This is a genomic window from Rhizobacter sp. P1_G5, from assembly GCF_056405435.1.
This window is the reverse complement of the sequence record NZ_JBFUCB010000061.1, coordinates 1-16755: the sequence shown is the minus strand read 5'-3', so window position 1 is coordinate 16755 and position 16755 is coordinate 1. Positions and strand designations below refer to the sequence as shown.

General features: G+C 68.4%; 14 protein-coding genes. 4 read left to right on the top strand and 10 right to left on the bottom strand.

The window, feature by feature from the left end; all coding sequences use genetic code 11:
- The 4 genes from AC1D12_RS07005 to AC1D12_RS06990 form a co-directional block, all read left to right on the top strand.
- Positions 1–1646, top strand: a 1646-nt coding sequence (locus AC1D12_RS07005) for a GGDEF domain-containing protein (RefSeq protein WP_477839569.1), incomplete at its 5' end; no start/stop codon positions are given.
- Positions 1647–1823: 177 nt separating this feature from the next.
- Positions 1824–3218, top strand: a complete 1395-nt coding sequence (locus AC1D12_RS07000) for an undecaprenyl-phosphate glucose phosphotransferase (protein ID WP_477828071.1) — start codon at positions 1824–1826, stop codon at positions 3216–3218.
- A gap of 110 nt (positions 3219–3328) precedes the next feature.
- Positions 3329–4546, top strand: coding sequence for a porin family protein (locus AC1D12_RS06995; RefSeq protein ID WP_477839567.1), 1218 nt, complete (start codon positions 3329–3331; stop codon positions 4544–4546).
- Between the two features lie 377 nt (positions 4547–4923).
- Positions 4924–5418 carry a PEP-CTERM sorting domain-containing protein gene (locus AC1D12_RS06990; RefSeq protein ID WP_477839565.1) on the top strand — a complete coding sequence of 165 codons (495 nt, stop codon included), beginning with the start codon at positions 4924–4926 and terminating at the stop codon, positions 5416–5418.
- Between the two features lie 729 nt (positions 5419–6147).
- On the opposite strand, the gene AC1D12_RS06985 is transcribed toward AC1D12_RS06990, so the two are convergent.
- The 10 genes from AC1D12_RS06985 to AC1D12_RS06940 all read right to left on the bottom strand — a co-directional run.
- The gene (locus AC1D12_RS06985) at positions 6148–7239 is read right to left on the bottom strand and encodes a nucleotidyltransferase family protein (RefSeq protein ID WP_477839571.1); all 1092 of its coding nucleotides are present in this window, start codon (positions 7237–7239) and stop codon (positions 6148–6150) included.
- 8 nt (positions 7240–7247) lie between these two features.
- Positions 7248–7796 carry a dTDP-4-dehydrorhamnose 3,5-epimerase gene (gene rfbC / locus AC1D12_RS06980; RefSeq protein WP_477839563.1) on the bottom strand — a complete coding sequence of 183 codons (549 nt, stop codon included), beginning with the start codon at positions 7794–7796 and terminating at the stop codon, positions 7248–7250.
- Positions 7796–8677 (bottom strand): glucose-1-phosphate thymidylyltransferase RfbA, encoded by an 882-nt coding sequence (gene rfbA, locus AC1D12_RS06975; protein WP_477839561.1) that lies wholly within the window; start codon positions 8675–8677, stop codon positions 7796–7798. The genes rfbC and rfbA overlap by 1 nt, the downstream gene beginning before the upstream one ends.
- A 22-nt stretch (positions 8678–8699) precedes the next feature.
- A complete protein-coding gene (gene rfbD, locus AC1D12_RS06970; protein ID WP_477826135.1) occupies positions 8700–9596 on the bottom strand; it encodes a dTDP-4-dehydrorhamnose reductase in 897 nt (298 codons plus the stop codon).
- The gene (gene rfbB / locus AC1D12_RS06965; RefSeq protein ID WP_477826136.1) at positions 9593–10663 is read right to left on the bottom strand and encodes a dTDP-glucose 4,6-dehydratase; all 1071 of its coding nucleotides are present in this window, start codon (positions 10661–10663) and stop codon (positions 9593–9595) included. Before rfbB ends, rfbD begins: the two co-directional genes overlap by 4 nt.
- 16 nt (positions 10664–10679) lie before the next feature.
- Positions 10680–12134 carry a mannose-1-phosphate guanylyltransferase/mannose-6-phosphate isomerase gene (locus tag AC1D12_RS06960; RefSeq protein WP_477839560.1) on the bottom strand — a complete coding sequence of 485 codons (1455 nt, stop codon included), beginning with the start codon at positions 12132–12134 and terminating at the stop codon, positions 10680–10682.
- Between the two features lie 53 nt (positions 12135–12187).
- Positions 12188–13066 carry a 2OG-Fe(II) oxygenase gene (locus AC1D12_RS06955; protein WP_477826138.1) on the bottom strand — a complete coding sequence of 293 codons (879 nt, stop codon included), beginning with the start codon at positions 13064–13066 and terminating at the stop codon, positions 12188–12190.
- 436 nt (positions 13067–13502) lie between these two features.
- A complete protein-coding gene (locus AC1D12_RS06950) occupies positions 13503–14639 on the bottom strand; it encodes a DUF1972 domain-containing protein (RefSeq protein WP_477839558.1) in 1137 nt (378 codons plus the stop codon).
- Positions 14639–15820 (bottom strand): glycosyltransferase family 4 protein, encoded by a 1182-nt coding sequence (locus AC1D12_RS06945; RefSeq protein ID WP_477839556.1) that lies wholly within the window; start codon positions 15818–15820, stop codon positions 14639–14641. Before AC1D12_RS06945 ends, AC1D12_RS06950 begins: the two co-directional genes overlap by 1 nt.
- Positions 15820–16755, bottom strand: a 936-nt coding sequence (locus AC1D12_RS06940) for a glycosyltransferase (protein ID WP_477839555.1), incomplete at its 5' end; no start/stop codon positions are given. The genes AC1D12_RS06940 and AC1D12_RS06945, both read right to left, overlap by 1 nt.

The following is a 16755-nucleotide window of genomic DNA, read 5'->3' as shown; positions in this document are numbered from 1 at the left end:
AGGCCGCGCTGCGCCGCCTCGTGGTCGACAAGCTGGAGCCGACGCCCGAGAACTACGCCCGGGCCTACCAGCTTGAATCCGGCGTCCAGCCGACGGCGGCGCGCACCCCGCCTGCCGCGGCGGCCGCCACCTCGGCGGTCGACAGCGCCGCCCAGGCCGCGGCGCTCGCCGGCCTGATCGAGCGCATCACCCGTGGCGTCGAGCGCGGCGGGCGCAACTGGACCGCGGCGCGCAAGAAGGACAGCCTGCAGCGGGTGCTGTCGAGCAGCCGCAGCGACGTGCAGCGGCTGCAGCAGCGGCTGGGCCAGCTGATGGGCAGCTGGGAGAGCGACACGGTCGACGACATGGTCGATGCCGACGACAGCCTCACGCACCCGGCGCCGCTCGATGCGCTGCCGCCGGCCGCGCCATCGTCCGCACCCGGTGCCGAGCCCGTGCCGGCCGATGTGGCCTTCCCGCTGTGGCAACGCGTCGCCGACGGCCTGAGCGGCACCGTGCAACTCGCGCTGCCGCCGCCGCCGGCCCCGAGCGCCGAGCTGTCGCGCCAGCTGGCCGAACTGCTCGCGCAGCTCGAAGAACCGGGCCCGACGGCGTTGCAGGCCGACGAGTTCGACGCGCTGTGCGAGCGCGCGCGCCGCATGCTGGCGCACCGCCATCACTTCGTCGACCAGCTGAGCGGGCTGTGCCAGGAGCTCACCGCGAGCCTGGCCGAGCTGGCCGAGGACGACAGCTGGGCGCGCGGCCAGGTCGACGCGATGAAGCTGCAGATCGACGGCGGCCTGACCGCGCGCAGCGTGCGCTCGGTCAGCGAGCTGCTGGGCCACACCCGCCAGCGCCAGCACCAGCTGCGCGAGGACAGGGCGCGCGCCCGCGACGCGCTGAAGCTGCTGATCAACCGCATGCTCAGCGAGCTGGGCGAGCTGGGCCAGCATACCGGCCGCTTCCACGAGAGCGTCGGCCGCTATGCCGACACCATCGAGAAGGCCGATTCGCTCGAGAGCCTGGCCGGCGTCGTGCGCGAGATGGTCGAGGAGAGCCGCACCGTGCAGTCGCTGGTCAGCCAGGCGCAGGGCCGGCTCGAGTCGGAGCATGCGAAGGCGGTCGGCCTGTCCGAGCGCGTGGCCGAGCTCGAAGGCGAGCTGCGGCGGCTGTCGGAAGAGGTGTCGACCGACCAGCTCACGCAGATCGCCAACCGCCGCGGCCTGATGCAGGCCTTCGACGCCGAGAAGGCACGCATGGAGCGCGGCCAGACCGAGCTGTCGATCGGCCTGCTGGACGTCGACAACTTCAAGCGCCTGAACGACGAGCTGGGCCATGCGGCCGGCGACATCGCGCTGAAGTCGCTGGCCGAAGTGGTCAGCAAGGCGCTGCGCCCGACCGACATGGTGGCGCGCTACGGCGGCGAGGAGTTCGTCGTGCTGCTGCCCGACACCCCGGTGCAGGAGGGCGAGCAGATCCTGACGCGCCTGCAGCGCTCGCTGTCCGGCGGGCTCTTCATGCACGAGCAGCGCCAGGTCTTCGTCACCTTCTCGGCCGGCGTCACGCTGTACCGGCAGGGCGAGGCCATCGAGGCCGCGCTCGAACGCGCCGACGAAGCGCTCTACGAGGCGAAGCGAACCGGTAAGAACCGGACGTGTGTCGGATAAAAGCTTGTCGAATCTACCGGTCACCTGTGTCCAACGGTGACCGGAACCGGGCTTTCTGACAGGAAGGTCGCCCGTATTCACCCTCTGGCGCGGCGAGAGAAATTCAGTTACAGCGCGCGGGCAAGTTGGCACGCCTCGTGCGTGGGAGGTTCGTGAAATTTCCAACGGACCTCCCCCATGTTCGAAGAACGCAGCCATAGGCAGTTGTTCCTCGGAGCACCGCCCTCCGTCACCTCCTTCATCGCCGCGGTGATGGAGCCGTTGCTGACGGTGCTGTGCTATCTCGCCGTCAGCAGCGTGTTCGACGAGCCGGTCGAGCGGCCGGCACTGACGCTGTGCATGCTCGTGCTGGTGTTGAGCTTCCCCGGCGTGAACCGCTTCAAGGACCGCAGCCTGAACGCGGCCATCGACATCCTCAGCGCGTGGATCGCGCTGCTGGGCATCCTGGTGCTGTGCGGTTATGCGACCGACAGCCTGAAGTTCTTCGAGTGGCGGGTGCTGGCCTGGTGGGCCGGGCTGACGCCGGTCGTGCAATGGATCGCGGTGCGCGGGGGCAAGGAGGCGCTGCGGCGCCTGGCGCTGCGGCCGGAATACCGCCGACCCGCGGTGGTGGTGGGGGCCGGGCCGCTCGGGGCCAAGGTGCTGGAGTCGCTGAAGGCGCGCAGTTCGTTCGGGCAGGACTTCGTCGGCTTCTTCGAGGACCGTTCGCCGGATCGCCTGCACCCTGATGCGCGCGAGCATGTGAAGGGCCGCTTCGAGGACCTGGCCGAGTGGGTGCGCCGCCACGGTGTGCGCGATGTCTACATCACGCTGCCGCTGACGTCGCAGCCGCGCATCGTGAACCTGCTGGCCTCGCTGCAGGACACGACCGCCTCGGTGTACTACGCGCCCGACGTGTTCGGCGTCAGCGTGATCCAGGGGCGCCTGCAGGACATGGCCGGCGTGCCGGTGGTGAGCCTGCTGGAGTCGCCGTTCACCGGCACCAACGACCTGGTCAAGCGATTCAGCGACATCGTGCTGGCGTCGCTGATCCTGCTGCTGATCTCGCCGGTGATGGCGGCGCTGGCGATCGGCGTGAAGCTGAGTTCGCCCGGGCCGGTGATCTTCCGCCAGAAGCGCAACGGGCTGGATGGCGAGGAGATCGAGGTCTACAAGTTCCGCTCGATGACGACGCAGGACAACGGCGCGGTGGTGAAGCAGGCCACGCGCGGCGATGCGCGCATCACGCCGTTCGGCGCGTTCATCCGCAAGACCTCGCTCGACGAACTGCCGCAGCTGATCAACGTGCTGCAGGGGCGCATGAGCATCGTCGGGCCGCGCCCGCATGCGGTGGCGCACAACGAGCAGTACCGCAAGATGATCCAGGCCTACATGGTGCGGCACAAGGTGCGCCCGGGCATCACCGGCTGGGCGCAGGTGAACGGTTTTCGCGGCGAGACCGACACGCTGGACAAGATGGCCGCGCGCGTCGAGTACGACCTGGAGTACCTGCGCAACTGGTCGATCGGGTTGGACTTGATGATCATCGTGCGCACCGTGCGGCTCGTCCTCTTCGACCGCAACGCATATTGATGTGGGCCCCCCAGTCGCTTCGCTCCTGCCCCCGAGGGGCGCCACCCGGCGGCCGGGCGAAGCCGGTTCCGCGGGCGTTGCTTGATCGTTCTTTTGTATTTGGTGTACCTATGCGTCGTTCTTCGGTTGCTGTTCTTGTCCTGACCGGCTTCGCCGGCGCCGTCCATGCCGGTGACGAATCCGATCCGTACGTGTTCGGCATCAGCCAGGCCATCTCGGCCGACAACAACCTGTTCCGCGCGCCCGATGGCGAGCCGGCGGCGCGCGATGCGGTGTCGTCGACCGGGCTGCGTGCCGCGATCGACCAGCCGTTCGGCCGGCAGCGTTTCACGGCCGGGCTCGAAGCCAACATCAACCGCTACAAGAACAACACGCAGCTGAACAACACCGACCACCGGCTGTCGGCGCGGCTCGACTGGTCGACCATCGAGCGCGTGTCGGGCGAACTGACGGCCGAGCAGCGCAGCAGCCTGTACCGCTATGACCTCGACAGCCAGAACCGCTACACCGGCAAGAACCAGCTGCGCACGACGGGCGCCGGGCTGCAGGTGCGTGTGGGCGTCGTCACCGCGTGGACGCTGGAGGGCGGCTGGGCCGGCAACCAGAGCCGCTATTCGGCCGCGGAGTTCGACAACCGCGACGTGCGCCAGCAGACGGTGAACGCCGGCGTGCGCTGGGCCGACTCCGATGCGCTGAGCGTGCGGCTCGGCGGCCGGCACACCGAGGGGCGTTTCCCGAACTTCGGCGTCGAGCCGGATGTGTTCCGCCGCAACGACGTCGACCTCAGCCTGCTCGCGAAGCCGAATGGCCTGAGCACGCTGAATGCGCGTGTCAGCGTGACGCGCGAGAACCATTCGGTGCAATCGCAGCGCGACACGAACACCTGGACCGGCGCGCTCGGCTGGAACTGGCAGGCCACCGGCAAGCTGAACTTCGACACGCAGCTCTCGCGCGACAGCAGCGTGGGCAGCAGCACCTTCGGCACGGCGCTCAACGAGATCGATTCGAGCGACACGCGGGTCAGTCACGGCCTGCAATTGAAGGCGCGCTGGGACGCGACCGCGAAGATCCAGCTCACCGCACAGGGCGGCTACACCCGGCGCAAGCTGGACAACGCCTTCATCGCCAACGGCGTGACCGCGCCGGCCGAGGGCGAGGACAACACCACCACCTACGGCCTCGGCATCGCGTGGCAGCCGCTGCGCAGCCTGCAGTTCGCGTGCAACGTGGGCCACGAACGCCGTCAGATCGTCGGCGACAACCTGACGATCACCTACCCCTACAGCGCGACCACCGGGAGCTGTTCCGGGCAGGTCAGCCTGCGCTGAGTCCGACGCCTTGTCGGATGGCGTGACGCGATGTGCCGCGGCGCCCTGAATTCATGCTGCATTGCACCACGCCAGGGAAATTCGCCCAGGCATGGACCATGCTGATGTGTCGACTTGAAGGCAGTTTGCAGCCACTTGCAAGCAGTAACGAAGCGATACAGGGCGGAAATCGGCAAGCTTGGGCTGCCGAAAGGTAGTTGCTGCGGCAAATTCGGCCGCTTTTGAGGGGCAAAGAGCGGTTCGAAGTGAAGCCGGCTGGGCATGCCGGCTGCCTCTTGCCCTGTGCGCCTCGATCGACCCCCCTTGAACTGGGGATGGGATCTGAAAGTGGCGTGTGTCTTGCATACGGGAAAGCACCTAATCACCAGGAGGTATCCATGAAGAAGTTTCTAGTTTCACTGGCCCTGACCGCGATGACCTTCGCGACCGGGTCGGCGTTCGCCAGCAGCGAGAGCTGCGACGATYCGCTGAAGAGCAAGCTGGGTCAGAGCTTCTGCTACGAGGTGTTCGACAACCTCGCGCCGGGGCTGTACAACGTGAGCTTCCAATATGAAGCGGAGAAGACGGGTGGTCCGCTGGACCGCACGCTGGACTTCGCGTTCCTGTTCGACAGCCAGAAGGGCCCGGGCACGTTCGACCAGCTGTCCGACTCGACGAAGACGACCGGTTGGAACACGTACTCGTTCGTGACGAAGGCAGGCGGCGACAGCTTCCTGATCTTCGCGCTGCTGGGCGTGTACCCGCAGAAGTTCAGCCTGGCGCTGCAGAACATCACCGTCACGGCCGTTCCGGAGCCGGCGACGTACGCGATGCTGCTGGCCGGCCTGGGCGCGATCGTGTTCGTGTCGCGCCGCCGTCGTCCGCAAGAGTAAGGTTCGGGCCTCAGTTGAGGCTCTGACGAAAGGCCTCGCAGCGCAAACTGCGAGGCCTTTTTCGTTCTCGTGCGGTTGCTGCGCGGAAAGGCGCGGGTGGGGAGGCTGTGGCGCGCCGTCGGGTGCGGTCATCGCCCCTGGCGGGGCGCTGACTCCCCTGCGCTGGCTGATTTCATGGCCCGTCGCCCAAACTCCCGCCACTCACTTCGTTCGTTGTGGTCAAACAGTGGGCGACAGTCAGTKCACGAAGCGTGCTGCGCACGCGGGCYATGAAACCAGCCAGCTCCGGCGCCCCCTCCTTATTGGCGCGCCACAGCCTCCCCACCCGCGCCTTTGTGCCACCGCYCYGSTMCTKCGGCGGTGACAAGCGAACAAATGATGGACAAGGCATGCGAGCGCCAGCACGCTCGTCGGTCACTTCAATCTTTTCCCCCCAACAAGAGCTGGTGGTGYTKAGCGGCGCGGCGGGTGAGGGGATGGGTTGGGGGCGACTTCTGAGGYGACGAAGAAGCTTGGTTTCGGGGGTGGCGCGCGCCAGCGCGCTTCGTAGACATGCTCATCGCCACTGTTTGACCACAGCGAACGCAGTGAGCGGAGGGAGTTTGGCGATGCACCCCCGAAGCCGAGCTTCTTCGTGGAGTCGGCCCGCCAGGGCCGACCGCCGAGGCTGAGCCCCCAGCCCATCCCCTCACCCGCCGCGCCGCGCCGCGACGCGCAGAACCAGAAGACTCAAGCCCGTGCGTCAGACCAACGCAGCGTGCATTCCTCGTCGCCCTGGTAGAACGTCTTGCCCTTGCGATCCACGCAGTACAAAGGCGCCACGATCATGTCCGTGAACGTCTGCCCCTCACCGATCCGCGTGTACTCGAACAGCACGCTGTGCACCACCTTCGAGTTGCGCCGCAGGTGGCTGCCCGTGCCGATCCACGTCGGCCCCTGGATCGTCACGCCCGGCTCGATCTCCACGCCCGAGCCGATGTACACCGGCCCGTTGATCGTCACCTCGTCCCACGGCACCCGCGTGTTCAGCCCCACCCACACGCCCGGCCGCACCTCGCGCCCCGGCATGTCCATCTGCGCCACCTCGCCGCGCAGCACCCGTTGCAGCACGCTCCAGTAGTCGCTGACGCGCCCGATGTCGATCCAGTTGAAGAAGCGGCTCTGCGCATAGAACGGCAGCTGGCGCTCCACCATCAGCGGGAACAGCTGGCTGCCGATGTCGAACACCGCGCCGCTCGGCACGAGATCGAGCACCGACGGCTCGAAGATGTAGATGCCCGTCGAGGCCAGCGTGCTGTGCGCCTCCTCCGGCTTCGGCTTCTCCTGGAACGACTCGACATGGCCGTCCTTGTCGCACTTCACGATGCCGTAGTTCTGCACCTCGCTGCGCGGCACGTCCAGCGTCACCACGCTCGCCAACGCCCCCTTGCTGCGGTGCTCGAACAGCGCCGCGCCGAAATCCAGGTCGATCAGTGCATCGCCGCACAGCACGATGGTCGTCTCGTCGAAGAAGCCGGAGAAATCCTGGATCTTCTTCATGCCGCCGGCCGAACCCATCGGCTTCGGCACGATCTCGCCGTGCTCGCGCACGCCTTCGTACGAATAGCCGATCTCGACACCCCAGCGGTGGCCGTCGCCGAAATGGCTCTCGATCTTGCGGTGGTTGAACGCGACGTTGACCATGATCTGCCGCACGCCATAGCGCGCCAGGTGCTCGATCAGGTACTCCATCACCGGCTTGCCGAGGATCGGCACCATCGGCTTCGGCAGGTCGCGCGTCAGCGGACGCACGCGCGTGCCCTGGCCGGCCGCGAGGATCATCGCCTTCGTCATTCGAGCCTCGCTTCCCGCAGCGGCAACGCCGCCGCGTCCTTGGCCGACAGCTGCGGCGCGCCACCGACGTCGGGCCAGGCGATCCCGAGCTCGGGATCGTCCCAGCGCACGCAGCCCTCTTCCTTCGGCGCGTAGTAGTCGGTCGTCTTGTAGAGGAAGTCGGCCGTCTCGCTCAGCACCAGGAAGCCGTGCGCCAGGCCGGGCGGGATCCACAGCTGCCGGTTGTTCTCGGCGCTCAGCTCCATGCCCACCCAGCGGCCGAAGGTCGGGCTCGCGCGGCGGATGTCGACCGCGACATCGAACACCGCGCCGCTCGTCACCCGCACCAGCTTGCCTTGCGCATGCGGCGCGTACTGGAAGTGCAGCCCGCGCAGCACCCCGCGCGCCGAGCGCGAATGGTTGTCCTGCACGAAGACGGTCTCGCGCCCGACCGCCTCGGCGAAGACGCGGCCGTTGTAGCTCTCCATGAAGAAGCCGCGCGCATCGCCGAACACCTTCGGCTCGAACGCCAGCACGTCGGCAATCTCTGTCTTGATGACCTTCATCAGAACACCTTGTCGTGCATCAGTTGCAGCAGGTACTGGCCGTAGCCGCTCTTGGCCAAGGGCTTGGCCAGCGCTTCGAGCTGCGCCGACGTGATCCAGCCCTTGCGCCAGCAGATCTCCTCGGGGCAGCAGGCCTTCAGGCCTTGCCGCTTCTCGAGCGTCTGGATGAAGGCGCTCGCCTCCAGCAGCGAATCGTGCGTGCCGGTGTCGAGCCACGCGTCGCCGCGGCCGAAGATCTGCACTTCGAGCGTGCCGGCCTCGAGGTACAGCCGGTTCAGGTCGGTGATCTCCAGCTCGCCGCGCGGGCTCGGCTTCAGGCTCTTCGCATACGACACGACMTTCTCGTCGTAGAAGTACAGGCCCGTCACCGCATAACGGCTCTTCGGCTGCTTCGGCTTCTCCTCGAGGCTGATCGCCTGCGCCTGGTCGTTGAACTCGACCACGCCATAGCGCTCCGGATCCGTCACCGGGTAGGCGAACACCGTCGCGCCGCTGGTGCGCGTGGCCGCGTCCGTCAGCCGGGTGCCCAGGTCATGGCCGTAGAAGATGTTGTCGCCCAGCACCAGCGCGCTCGGCGCGCCGGCCAGGAACTGCTCACCGATCAGGAAGGCCTGCGCGAGGCCGTCCGGGCTCGGCTGCACCGCGTAGGTCAGGTCGAGACCCCACTGCCGGCCGTCGCCCAGCAGCTGCTGGAAGCGCGGCGTGTCCTGCGGCGTGCTGATGATCAGGATCTCGCGGATGCCGGCCAGCAGCAGCGCGCTGAGCGGGTAATAGATCATCGGCTTGTCGTACACCGGGATCAGCTGCTTGCTCAGCGCGAGCGTCGCCGGGTGCAGCCGGGTACCGGAGCCCCCGGCGAGGATGATGCCTTTGCGGTTCATATGTTCTCCCAAACGAGTGTTGTCAGCCCAGCACTTCAGTGAGCATGCGTTCGACGCCGGCCTGCCACGCCGGCATGCGCAGCCCGAAGGCCTGGTTCAGCTTGTCGCACGACAGCCGCGAATTCAGCGGGCGCTTCGCCGGCGTCGGGAACGCGGTGGTCGGCACCGGCTCGATCGCCTCGGGCGCCACCTTGATCGCGTGGCCGCGCGCACGCGCCCATTCGATGACGAAGCGCGCATAGCCGTGCCAGCTGGTTTCGCCGGCGGCCACCGCGTGGTACGTGCCGGCGAGCTTCGCGTCGGCCATCGCGGCGCGCAGCGCGTGCACGCTGACGTCGGCCAGCAGGTCGGCACCGGTCGGCGCGCCGATCTGGTCGTCGATCACCGTCAGCTTGTCGCGCTCGCCGGCCAGCCGCAGCATCGTGCGCGCGAAGTTGCCGCCGCGCGCGGCGTAGACCCAGCTGGTGCGCAGGATCAGGTGCTTGCAGCCGCTGCCGCGGATCAGCTCCTCGGCCTCGAGCTTGGTCTGGCCGTAGACGCTGAGCGGGCCGGTCGGTGCGTCTTCGCGGCGCGGCGCGTGGCCGCTGCCGTCGAACACGTAGTCGGTGCTGTAGTGCACCAGCCAGGCGCCGAGCGCCGCCGCCTCGCGCGCCAGCACGCCGGGGCCGGTCGCGTTGATCGCGCGTGCCAGCGCCGGCTCGCCCTCGGCCTTGTCGACCGCGGTGTGCGCCGCGGCATTGACGATCACGTCCGGGTTCACCGCACGCACCGTCGCGGCCAGCGTGTCGGGCCTCGAGAAGTCGGCCTTCAGCGCACCCGGCGTGTCGAAATCGAGCGCGGTCAGCTCGCCGAGCGGCGCCAGGGCGCGCTGCAACTCCCAGCCGACCTGGCCGCCTTTGCCGAGCAACAGGATCTTCATGCGGCCGCCGCCTCGCCGTAGTTCTTCGCGACCCAGTCGCGGTAGCCGCCGCTCTGCACGTTGGCGACCCAGCCGGCGTTGTCGAGGTACCACTGCACCGTCTTGCGGATGCCGGTGTCGAAGGTCTCGGCCGGGCGCCAGCCGAGCTCGCGCTCGACCTTGCGCGCATCGATCGCGTAGCGGCGGTCGTGGCCCGGGCGGTCCTTCACGTAGGTGATCAGGCGCTTGTACGAGCCGGCCGCATCGGGCTTCAACTCGTCGAGCAGCGCGCAGATCGTGTGGACGATCTCCAGGTTGGTCTTCTCGTTCCAGCCGCCGATGTTGTAGGTCTCGCCGACGCGCCCGCCCGCCAGCACCGCGCGGATCGCGCTCGCGTGGTCGCGCACGTACAGCCAGTCGCGCACGTTCTGGCCGTCGCCGTAGATCGGCAGTGCCTTGCCCGCCAGCGCGTTGACGATCATCAGCGGGATCAGCTTCTCGGGGAAGTGGTACGGCCCGTAGTTGTTGCTGCAGTTCGTGGTGACGACCGGTAGGCCGTACGTGTGGTGCCACGCGCGCACCAAGTGGTCGCTGGCCGCCTTGCTGGCCGAGTAGGGGCTGTTCGGCTCGAAGCCCTTGGTCTCGGCGAAGGCCGGGTCGGTCGGCGACAGCGAGCCGTAGACCTCGTCGGTGCTGACGTGGTGGAAGCGGAACGCCGCCTTCGCCTCGTCCTCGAGCGTGCTCCACAGGCCGCGCGCGGCTTCGAGCAGCGTGAAGGTGCCGTCGATGTTGGTGCGCATGAACGCGCCGGGGCCGTGGATGCTGCGGTCGACGTGGCTCTCGGCGGCGAAGTGCACGATCGCCCGCGGCCGGTGCTGCGCGAGCGTCGCGTCGACCAGCGCGCGGTCGCAGATGTCGCCCTTCACGAACACATGGCGAGGGTTGCCGTTCAGCGACGCGAGGTTCTCGAGGTTGCCGGCATAGGTCAGCGCGTCGAGGTTGACGACGGTCTCGTCGCTCTGCGCCAGCCAGTCCAGCACGAAGTTGCTGCCGATGAAGCCGGCACCGCCGGTCACGAGGATGGTCATGAAAGGATCCCTGTCTTTACTTGGTTCGCCCGTAGGTGTCCTCGAAGCGGACGATGTCGTCCTCGCCGAGGTACGAGCCCGATTGGACTTCGATGATTTCCAGCGGCACCTTGCCGGGGTTCGCGAGCCGGTGCGTCTGGCCGAGGGGAATGTAGGTGCTCTGGTTCTCGGTGAGGATCATCACCTTGTCGCCGTTGGTGATCTCGGCGGTGCCGCAGACGACGATCCAGTGTTCGGCGCGGTGGTGGTGCATCTGCAGGCTCAGCGAGGCGCCCGGGTTGACCAGGATGCGCTTGACCTGGAAGCGCGCGCCGGAGTCGATGCTGTCGTACCAGCCCCAGGGGCGATGCACCTTGCGGTGCAGGTTGTGCTCGCCGCGGCCGCGCGCGCCGAGCTCGCCGACGATCTTCTTGACCTCCTGGCTGCGGGCGCGGTCGCTGACCATCACCGCATCGGGCGTCTCGACGACGACCACGTCGCTCAGGCCGATCACGCTGACCAGCCGGCTGGTGGCATGCACCAGCGTGTTGTCGCTGTCCTGCAGCAACACGTCGCCGACGCTCGCGTTGCCGCGGCCGTCCTTGTCGGCCACCTGCCAGACCGCGTCCCAGGCGCCCAGGTCGTTCCAGCCGGCGTCCAGCGCGACCATGCGGATGTCGAAGGGGCTGCCGGGGCAGCGTTCCATCACCGCGTAGTCGACCGATTCGGACGGCACCGCGGCGAACTCGGCCTTGCCGGGGCGCACGAACTTCGCATCGCTGCTGCGCGCGGCCCACGAGGCGCGGGTGGCGGCGGCGATGTCGGGGCGGAAGTGCTCCAGCGCGGCCAGCCACACCGAGGCCTTCAGCACGAACATGCCGCTGTTCCACAGGTACTGGCCTTCGCGCAGGTAGTGCTCGGCGGTGGCCAGGTCGGGCTTCTCGACGAACTGCGCGACCTTGCCGTCGGGCGTGCTGCGGATGTAGCCGTAGCCGGTCTCGGGGCGGTCGGGCGTGATGCCGAGGACGACGATGGCGCCGTCGGCGGCGGCGCGCACGGCCCGCTGCAGCGCCGCGGTGAAGGCCGCGGGCTTGGTGACGACGTGGTCGGCGGCGGTCACGACGAGGATCGGGTCCTGCCCGTTCTCGATGCCGGCAAGTGCGGCGAGCGTCATCGCGGGCGCGGTGTTGCGGCCTTGCGGCTCGAGCACGACGGCGGCGGGATCGGTGCGCAACTCGCGCAGCTGGTCGAGCACGAGGAAGCGGTGCTCCTCGTTGCCGACGATGAGCGGCGCCTGCACCGCGATGTCGGCGGCGCCGAGGCTTTCGACGCGTTGCACCGCCTGCTGGAACAGGCTCTGGTTGCCCGACAGCACGAGGAACTGCTTCGGGAAGCCGGCGCGCGACAGCGGCCACAGCCGCGTGCCGCTGCCACCGGCCATGATGACGGGGAGGACGGACAGCGGGGTCGGCGGGGTGGAGGGCGTGGACATGGCGGCTTCTTTCTTCCTGGGCTCGTTGTTGTTCGTTGACGTGGGGGTAGGGATTATCGGCGCGTCAGCCGCTTGATCGCCGAGATGACGATCGGCGGCAGGATCTGCTTCAGAAACTGTTTGCTGCGGTCGCTGCGGCTCGCGAACAGGTAGGTGGACAGCATGGCTTCGCGGCGGTCTTCACGGGCGAAGCGGTTGGCGTAGTAGTAGGCCGCGATGGAGCGCCGCGTGACGCCTTCCGGCACCGCGAGCGGCTGCGAATGGCCGTGGTAGTGGGTGCGGCCGTGGCTCATCAGGATCGAGCGGCCGAACTCGGGTTCGACGGTGCCGACGCATTGCTTGCGGTCGGCGTCCCACAGCTCGAGCGCGCCGTGCCACGGCGGCTGCCAGTTCTTGTTGAGGTAGGTGATGAACACCATCTCGTTGTGGAGGGCGGTGCGCGGGTGGCGGTCGAAATCGGCATGGATGCCGAACGAGCCGCCGGACAGCGTCTCGTGCAGGCCGCCGCCGAACAGGTGGGCATCGTTGACGAGGTCGGGCACGCCGCTGATGTGCGAGAGCGCATGCAGGAAGAAGCTGGAGCCGAGCGTCCAGAAATACAGCTGGCTGGCCGGCCCCATGCGGGCGCCGACGCGCGAGCGCTCGACGCGGGCATAGGCGTTGGTCTGGGTGCTCCAGTGGTCGCGGGGGAGCACGTCGAATTCTTCATGAACCAGCTCGAGCAGGCGAGGGTTGAACCAGTCCTGCACGACGAGGTGGGGGTAGGGCGAGGCCGACTGCATGCGCGATCGCAATTCATCGAGGTAGGCGATGTCGGCCAAGCGCGGCTCGATCAGTTCATCGAGCGACAGCCGCACGCCGCGGATGGTGACGAACGCGGAATCGTCGATGAGTGCCTTCGCAACTTCGACCTCGACAGGCAGGGACATCATGGCTTCGCTCTCTTGCGCCGGGGGCAACAAGAGATCGTAAGCAAGGGCAGGGCCGGTGGGAGGGGTCTCCCCCCTGAATGGGCGATGCGTTCGTGTGAGGGGGTTGTCGCTTCTGTTTCTGCGTGTCGCGGCGGGTGGGGCCCTGCGCTGGGGGCTCATGCCGAGGCGGTCGGCGCCCCGGGGGCGCCGACTCCACGAAGAAGCTCGGCTTCGGGGATGCATCGGCAAACTCCCTCCGCTCACTTCGTTCGCTGTGGTCAAACACAGCCGATGAGTATGTCTACGAAGCGCGCTGACGCGCGCCACCCCCGAAACCAAGCTTCTTCGTCGCCTCAGAAATCGCCCCCAGCGCAGGGCCCCACCCACCGCGAAGCACCAGCCGCTCTGGTGGAGGGGAAAAGACTGAAGTGACCGACAAGCGGGCGGGCACTGCATCTCAGGAGGCACGCTCTCGAATGCCGGCATCGGACGTTGCGGGCAACCATTGCAGAAGCAATTGCTCGTACTGGGCCAGGATGTGGTTCCAGGTGAAGCATTCTTCGAAGCGGCTGCGGCTGGCTTGCTGCATCGTGGCCAGGCGAGTCGGATCCTTCAGCACAGCCTCCAGCGTCGTCGCGAATCCGTCGGCACCGCTGAAATAGCCCGCCTGCGGGCCGGCCACCCAGCGGTTGAATCGGTTGTCGTGCGCGATCACCGCATTGCCTGCGCCCAGCGCCTCCACCAGCGACGGATTGGTGCCGCCCACCTGGTGGCCGTGCACGTAGGCCATGCTGTGGAAACGCAGCGATTGCACCGTCGGCTTGTCGTAGATCGCACCGACGAACTTCACCTCGGCGCTCGCCGCTTCCTTCACCGCGCGGTGGTATGCGTTGTCCGGCGAGTAGTTGCCCAGCACCGTCAGTGTCACGCCGCGCGGCGCGCGCGAGAAGCCCTGCACCACCTCCAGGATCGAGTTCTCGGGCTCGGGTCGGGCCACCAGCGTCAGGTAGCGGCCCGGTTCCAGCCCCAGCCCGTGCACCGGGCCGGTCGGCATGTCGCGCAGCGGGTCGGCCCCGTAGGCGATCGTCGTCACCTTGTTCGCGTTCACGCGCGTGCCCAGGTGATGCTTGATCTCGGGGTGATCGGCCACCAGGTGGTTGCCCAGCCAGCAACCGGCCCAGTCGTTCATCCAGAACCAGGTCTTCGCGACACCACCCCACTTCGCGCGCGACCACTCGATGCCGTCCATGTTGATCAGGTTCGGCACCCCCTTCAGCCGCAGCAGCGCACAGAACACCGCCGTGTTGTAGCCGAGCGTCAGGCACAGGTCGCGGTGCTTCGCGGCATGGCGCGTGGCCTGCCAGTCGAACGCGATCGTGCCCTTCGGCCCCGGCGCATCCACCGGCATGCGCACCCGCTCGACGCCGCGCCAGCTGTCCTCGAACACCGGGCCGGTGCCGTCCTCCTGGCAGTACACGACCACGCGCCAGCCGCGCTCCACCAGGTACAGCGCCAGGTGCTCGGCAAAGGTCTCGAAACCGCCGTGGGCGGCCGGCACGCCGCGCGTGCCGAGGATGCGGAGGGTCTTGGTCATCATCGATCGGGTGTGGAGGTGGGATTGAGCGCGCCGAGGTTCTCGAACCGCGGTGCGAAGAAGCTGCGCACGCCATGCACCAGCACCTGCGCGGATTGCTGCCAGTCGAACTTGCGCACCTGCGCCAGGCCCTGCTCGCGCATGCGCTCGCGCAGCCCGGCATCGCCGATCACCCGCCGCAGCGCGGCGGCCAGCTCGGCAGGGGAGTTCGGATCGGCATACAGCGCTGCCGCGCCACCCACCTCGGGCAGCGAGGTGGTGTTGGACGTGATCACCGGCACGCCGCTCGCCATCGCCTCGGCCACCGGCATCCCGAAGCCCTCGGCGAAGGCCGGGTACGCGAATGCCATCGCATGCCGCATCACCGCCGGAAGCGCCTGGTCGCCCACCTTCGACAGGAAGCGCACGCGCTGCTGCAGCCCGTGCGCCACGACGGCCCGGTCGATCTGCTCGTAGCTGAAATCGCGCTGCCCGACGACCACCAGCGGCGGCGCATCGGCCCCCAGCTCGGCATACGCGTGGATCAGCGTCTCGTGGTTCTTGCGCGGCTCCAGGCGCCCCACCGTCAGCAGGTAGCCGCCCGGCTCCAGCCCGAGCTCGCGCACCGCGTCGGCACCCTCCGGCCCGGGCTTGAAACGCTGCGGATCCACGCCGTTGTAGGTGATCGCGATGTCGTCGGCCGGCACGCCGTACAGCCGCGCGATCTCGCCCTTCGAGAACTGGCTCACCGCGAACAGCAGCTTCGCGCGCCGCGCCGCATGCCGGAACGTCAGCTTCGACTGCAGCACGAAGCCGCGCGGAAAGAACTGCGGATGCGTCTCGAACAGCAGGTCGTGGATCGTGCACGCGCACGCACCGGTGCGCACGAACGGCAGCCGGTACTGCATGTGCAGCAGGTCGATGCGGTGCTTCCACTGCAGCCACGGCAGTTGCACCCCGAGACGGATCGGCGCGCGCTGGTGCGGCATGCGCACCAGTTCGACGTTCGGCGCACCGAATTCGGCATGCGCGTCGCGCAGGCTGTCGGTGCCGTCGAGCAGGAACACGAAGTCGATGTCCGGCGCGAGCCGGATCGCCTCGCGGTACAGCCCGAGGATGTGGCTGCGCGAGCCCTGGAAGATGCCGTCCCAGGTGTGGAAGTCCACGCCGAGGCGGGGGCGGCGGGGCGGTGTCGTCGTCATCAGGGTGTGCGCAAGGACGTGGTGGAAACCGGCGCCGGCTCGTGGCCCGCACCGACGAGTCGTCGGCTCAGTTCGACATGGCGCGTCGCGAAGCCTTCGGAGCTGAAGCGGCGCGACAGCAGCCGCTGCTGCGCGCTCGCGACCTGCGCGGCGCGCCGGCCCGGCGTCGTCACCAGCGCATCGAGCGCGCGCCACAGGTCGGCCGCGTCGTGCGGCGCGAAGAACGCGATGCCGTCGTCGTCGAAATAGTGGTCCAGCCCGCCGGCGCGCGTCGCCACCACCGGCACGCCGCGCGCTGTCGCCTCGAGCACCGCGGTGAGTCCGGAGGCATGCAGGTTCTCGTGCAGCGGCACGACGACCAGATCGGCCCAGCCGTAGTTCGCGACCACCTCGGCCTGCGTCATCGGGTGCGCACTGATGTTGGGCTGCGCGAGTCGCGCCGGGAAATGGCTCGAGCCGATGCGCAACTCGACGCCGTCGCGCCCGCCCAGCGCCTGCGCGAGCGTCTCCCAGTCGCGGTGCCGGTCGTTGCCGAGCGCCAGCACGTGCAGCGCACGCGTGCCATCGAGCACCGCCTGCGGCCGCTCGGTCGCGATCGGATAGCTGTCGAGCGAGATGCCGAAGTCGACGATCACCTGCCGCTCGCCGAGGTCGAACTCGCGGGCGCGCACCATGTTCAGCGGCGAGTGGAAGGTGGCAGCCTCGGCATCGCGCATCAGCCAGCGCACCAGGCGCCGCCGCACGCCCGACCAGCGGCTCCATTCGTCGACCAGCCAGATCGACTGCGCGACGATCGGCGCGCTCGGCACGCCCAGCCGGCGCAGCAGCCCGACGCCCAGGTGCTCGTACTCGGTGTGGGTCCAGATCACGTCGGCCCGCCCGGGGTGCAGCAGCGCGCGGTTCGCCCACACATGCCGCAGGTCGAAGCCGAGCAG

Excerpts from the sequence above, each read along its gene's own strand:
- AC1D12_RS07000 (WP_477828071.1), top strand. The coding sequence starts at position 1,824 with ATGTTCGAAGAACGCAGCCATAGGCAGTTGTTCCTCGGAGCACCGCCC.
- AC1D12_RS06995 (WP_477839567.1), top strand. The coding sequence starts at position 3,329 with ATGCGTCGTTCTTCGGTTGCTGTTCTTGTCCTGACCGGCTTCGCCGGC.
- AC1D12_RS06985 (WP_477839571.1), bottom strand. The coding sequence starts at position 7,239 with ATGATCCTCGCGGCCGGCCAGGGCACGCGCGTGCGTCCGCTGACGCGC.
- rfbC (WP_477839563.1), bottom strand. The coding sequence starts at position 7,796 with ATGAAGGTCATCAAGACAGAGATTGCCGACGTGCTGGCGTTCGAGCCG.
- rfbD (WP_477826135.1), bottom strand. The coding sequence starts at position 9,596 with ATGAAGATCCTGTTGCTCGGCAAAGGCGGCCAGGTCGGCTGGGAGTTG.
- rfbB (WP_477826136.1), bottom strand. The coding sequence starts at position 10,663 with ATGACCATCCTCGTGACCGGCGGTGCCGGCTTCATCGGCAGCAACTTC.
- AC1D12_RS06960 (WP_477839560.1), bottom strand. The coding sequence starts at position 12,134 with ATGTCCACGCCCTCCACCCCGCCGACCCCGCTGTCCGTCCTCCCCGTC.
- AC1D12_RS06955 (WP_477826138.1), bottom strand. The coding sequence starts at position 13,066 with ATGATGTCCCTGCCTGTCGAGGTCGAAGTTGCGAAGGCACTCATCGAC.
- AC1D12_RS06950 (WP_477839558.1), bottom strand. The coding sequence starts at position 14,639 with ATGACCAAGACCCTCCGCATCCTCGGCACGCGCGGCGTGCCGGCCGCC.
- AC1D12_RS06945 (WP_477839556.1), bottom strand. The coding sequence starts at position 15,820 with ATGACGACGACACCGCCCCGCCGCCCCCGCCTCGGCGTGGACTTCCAC.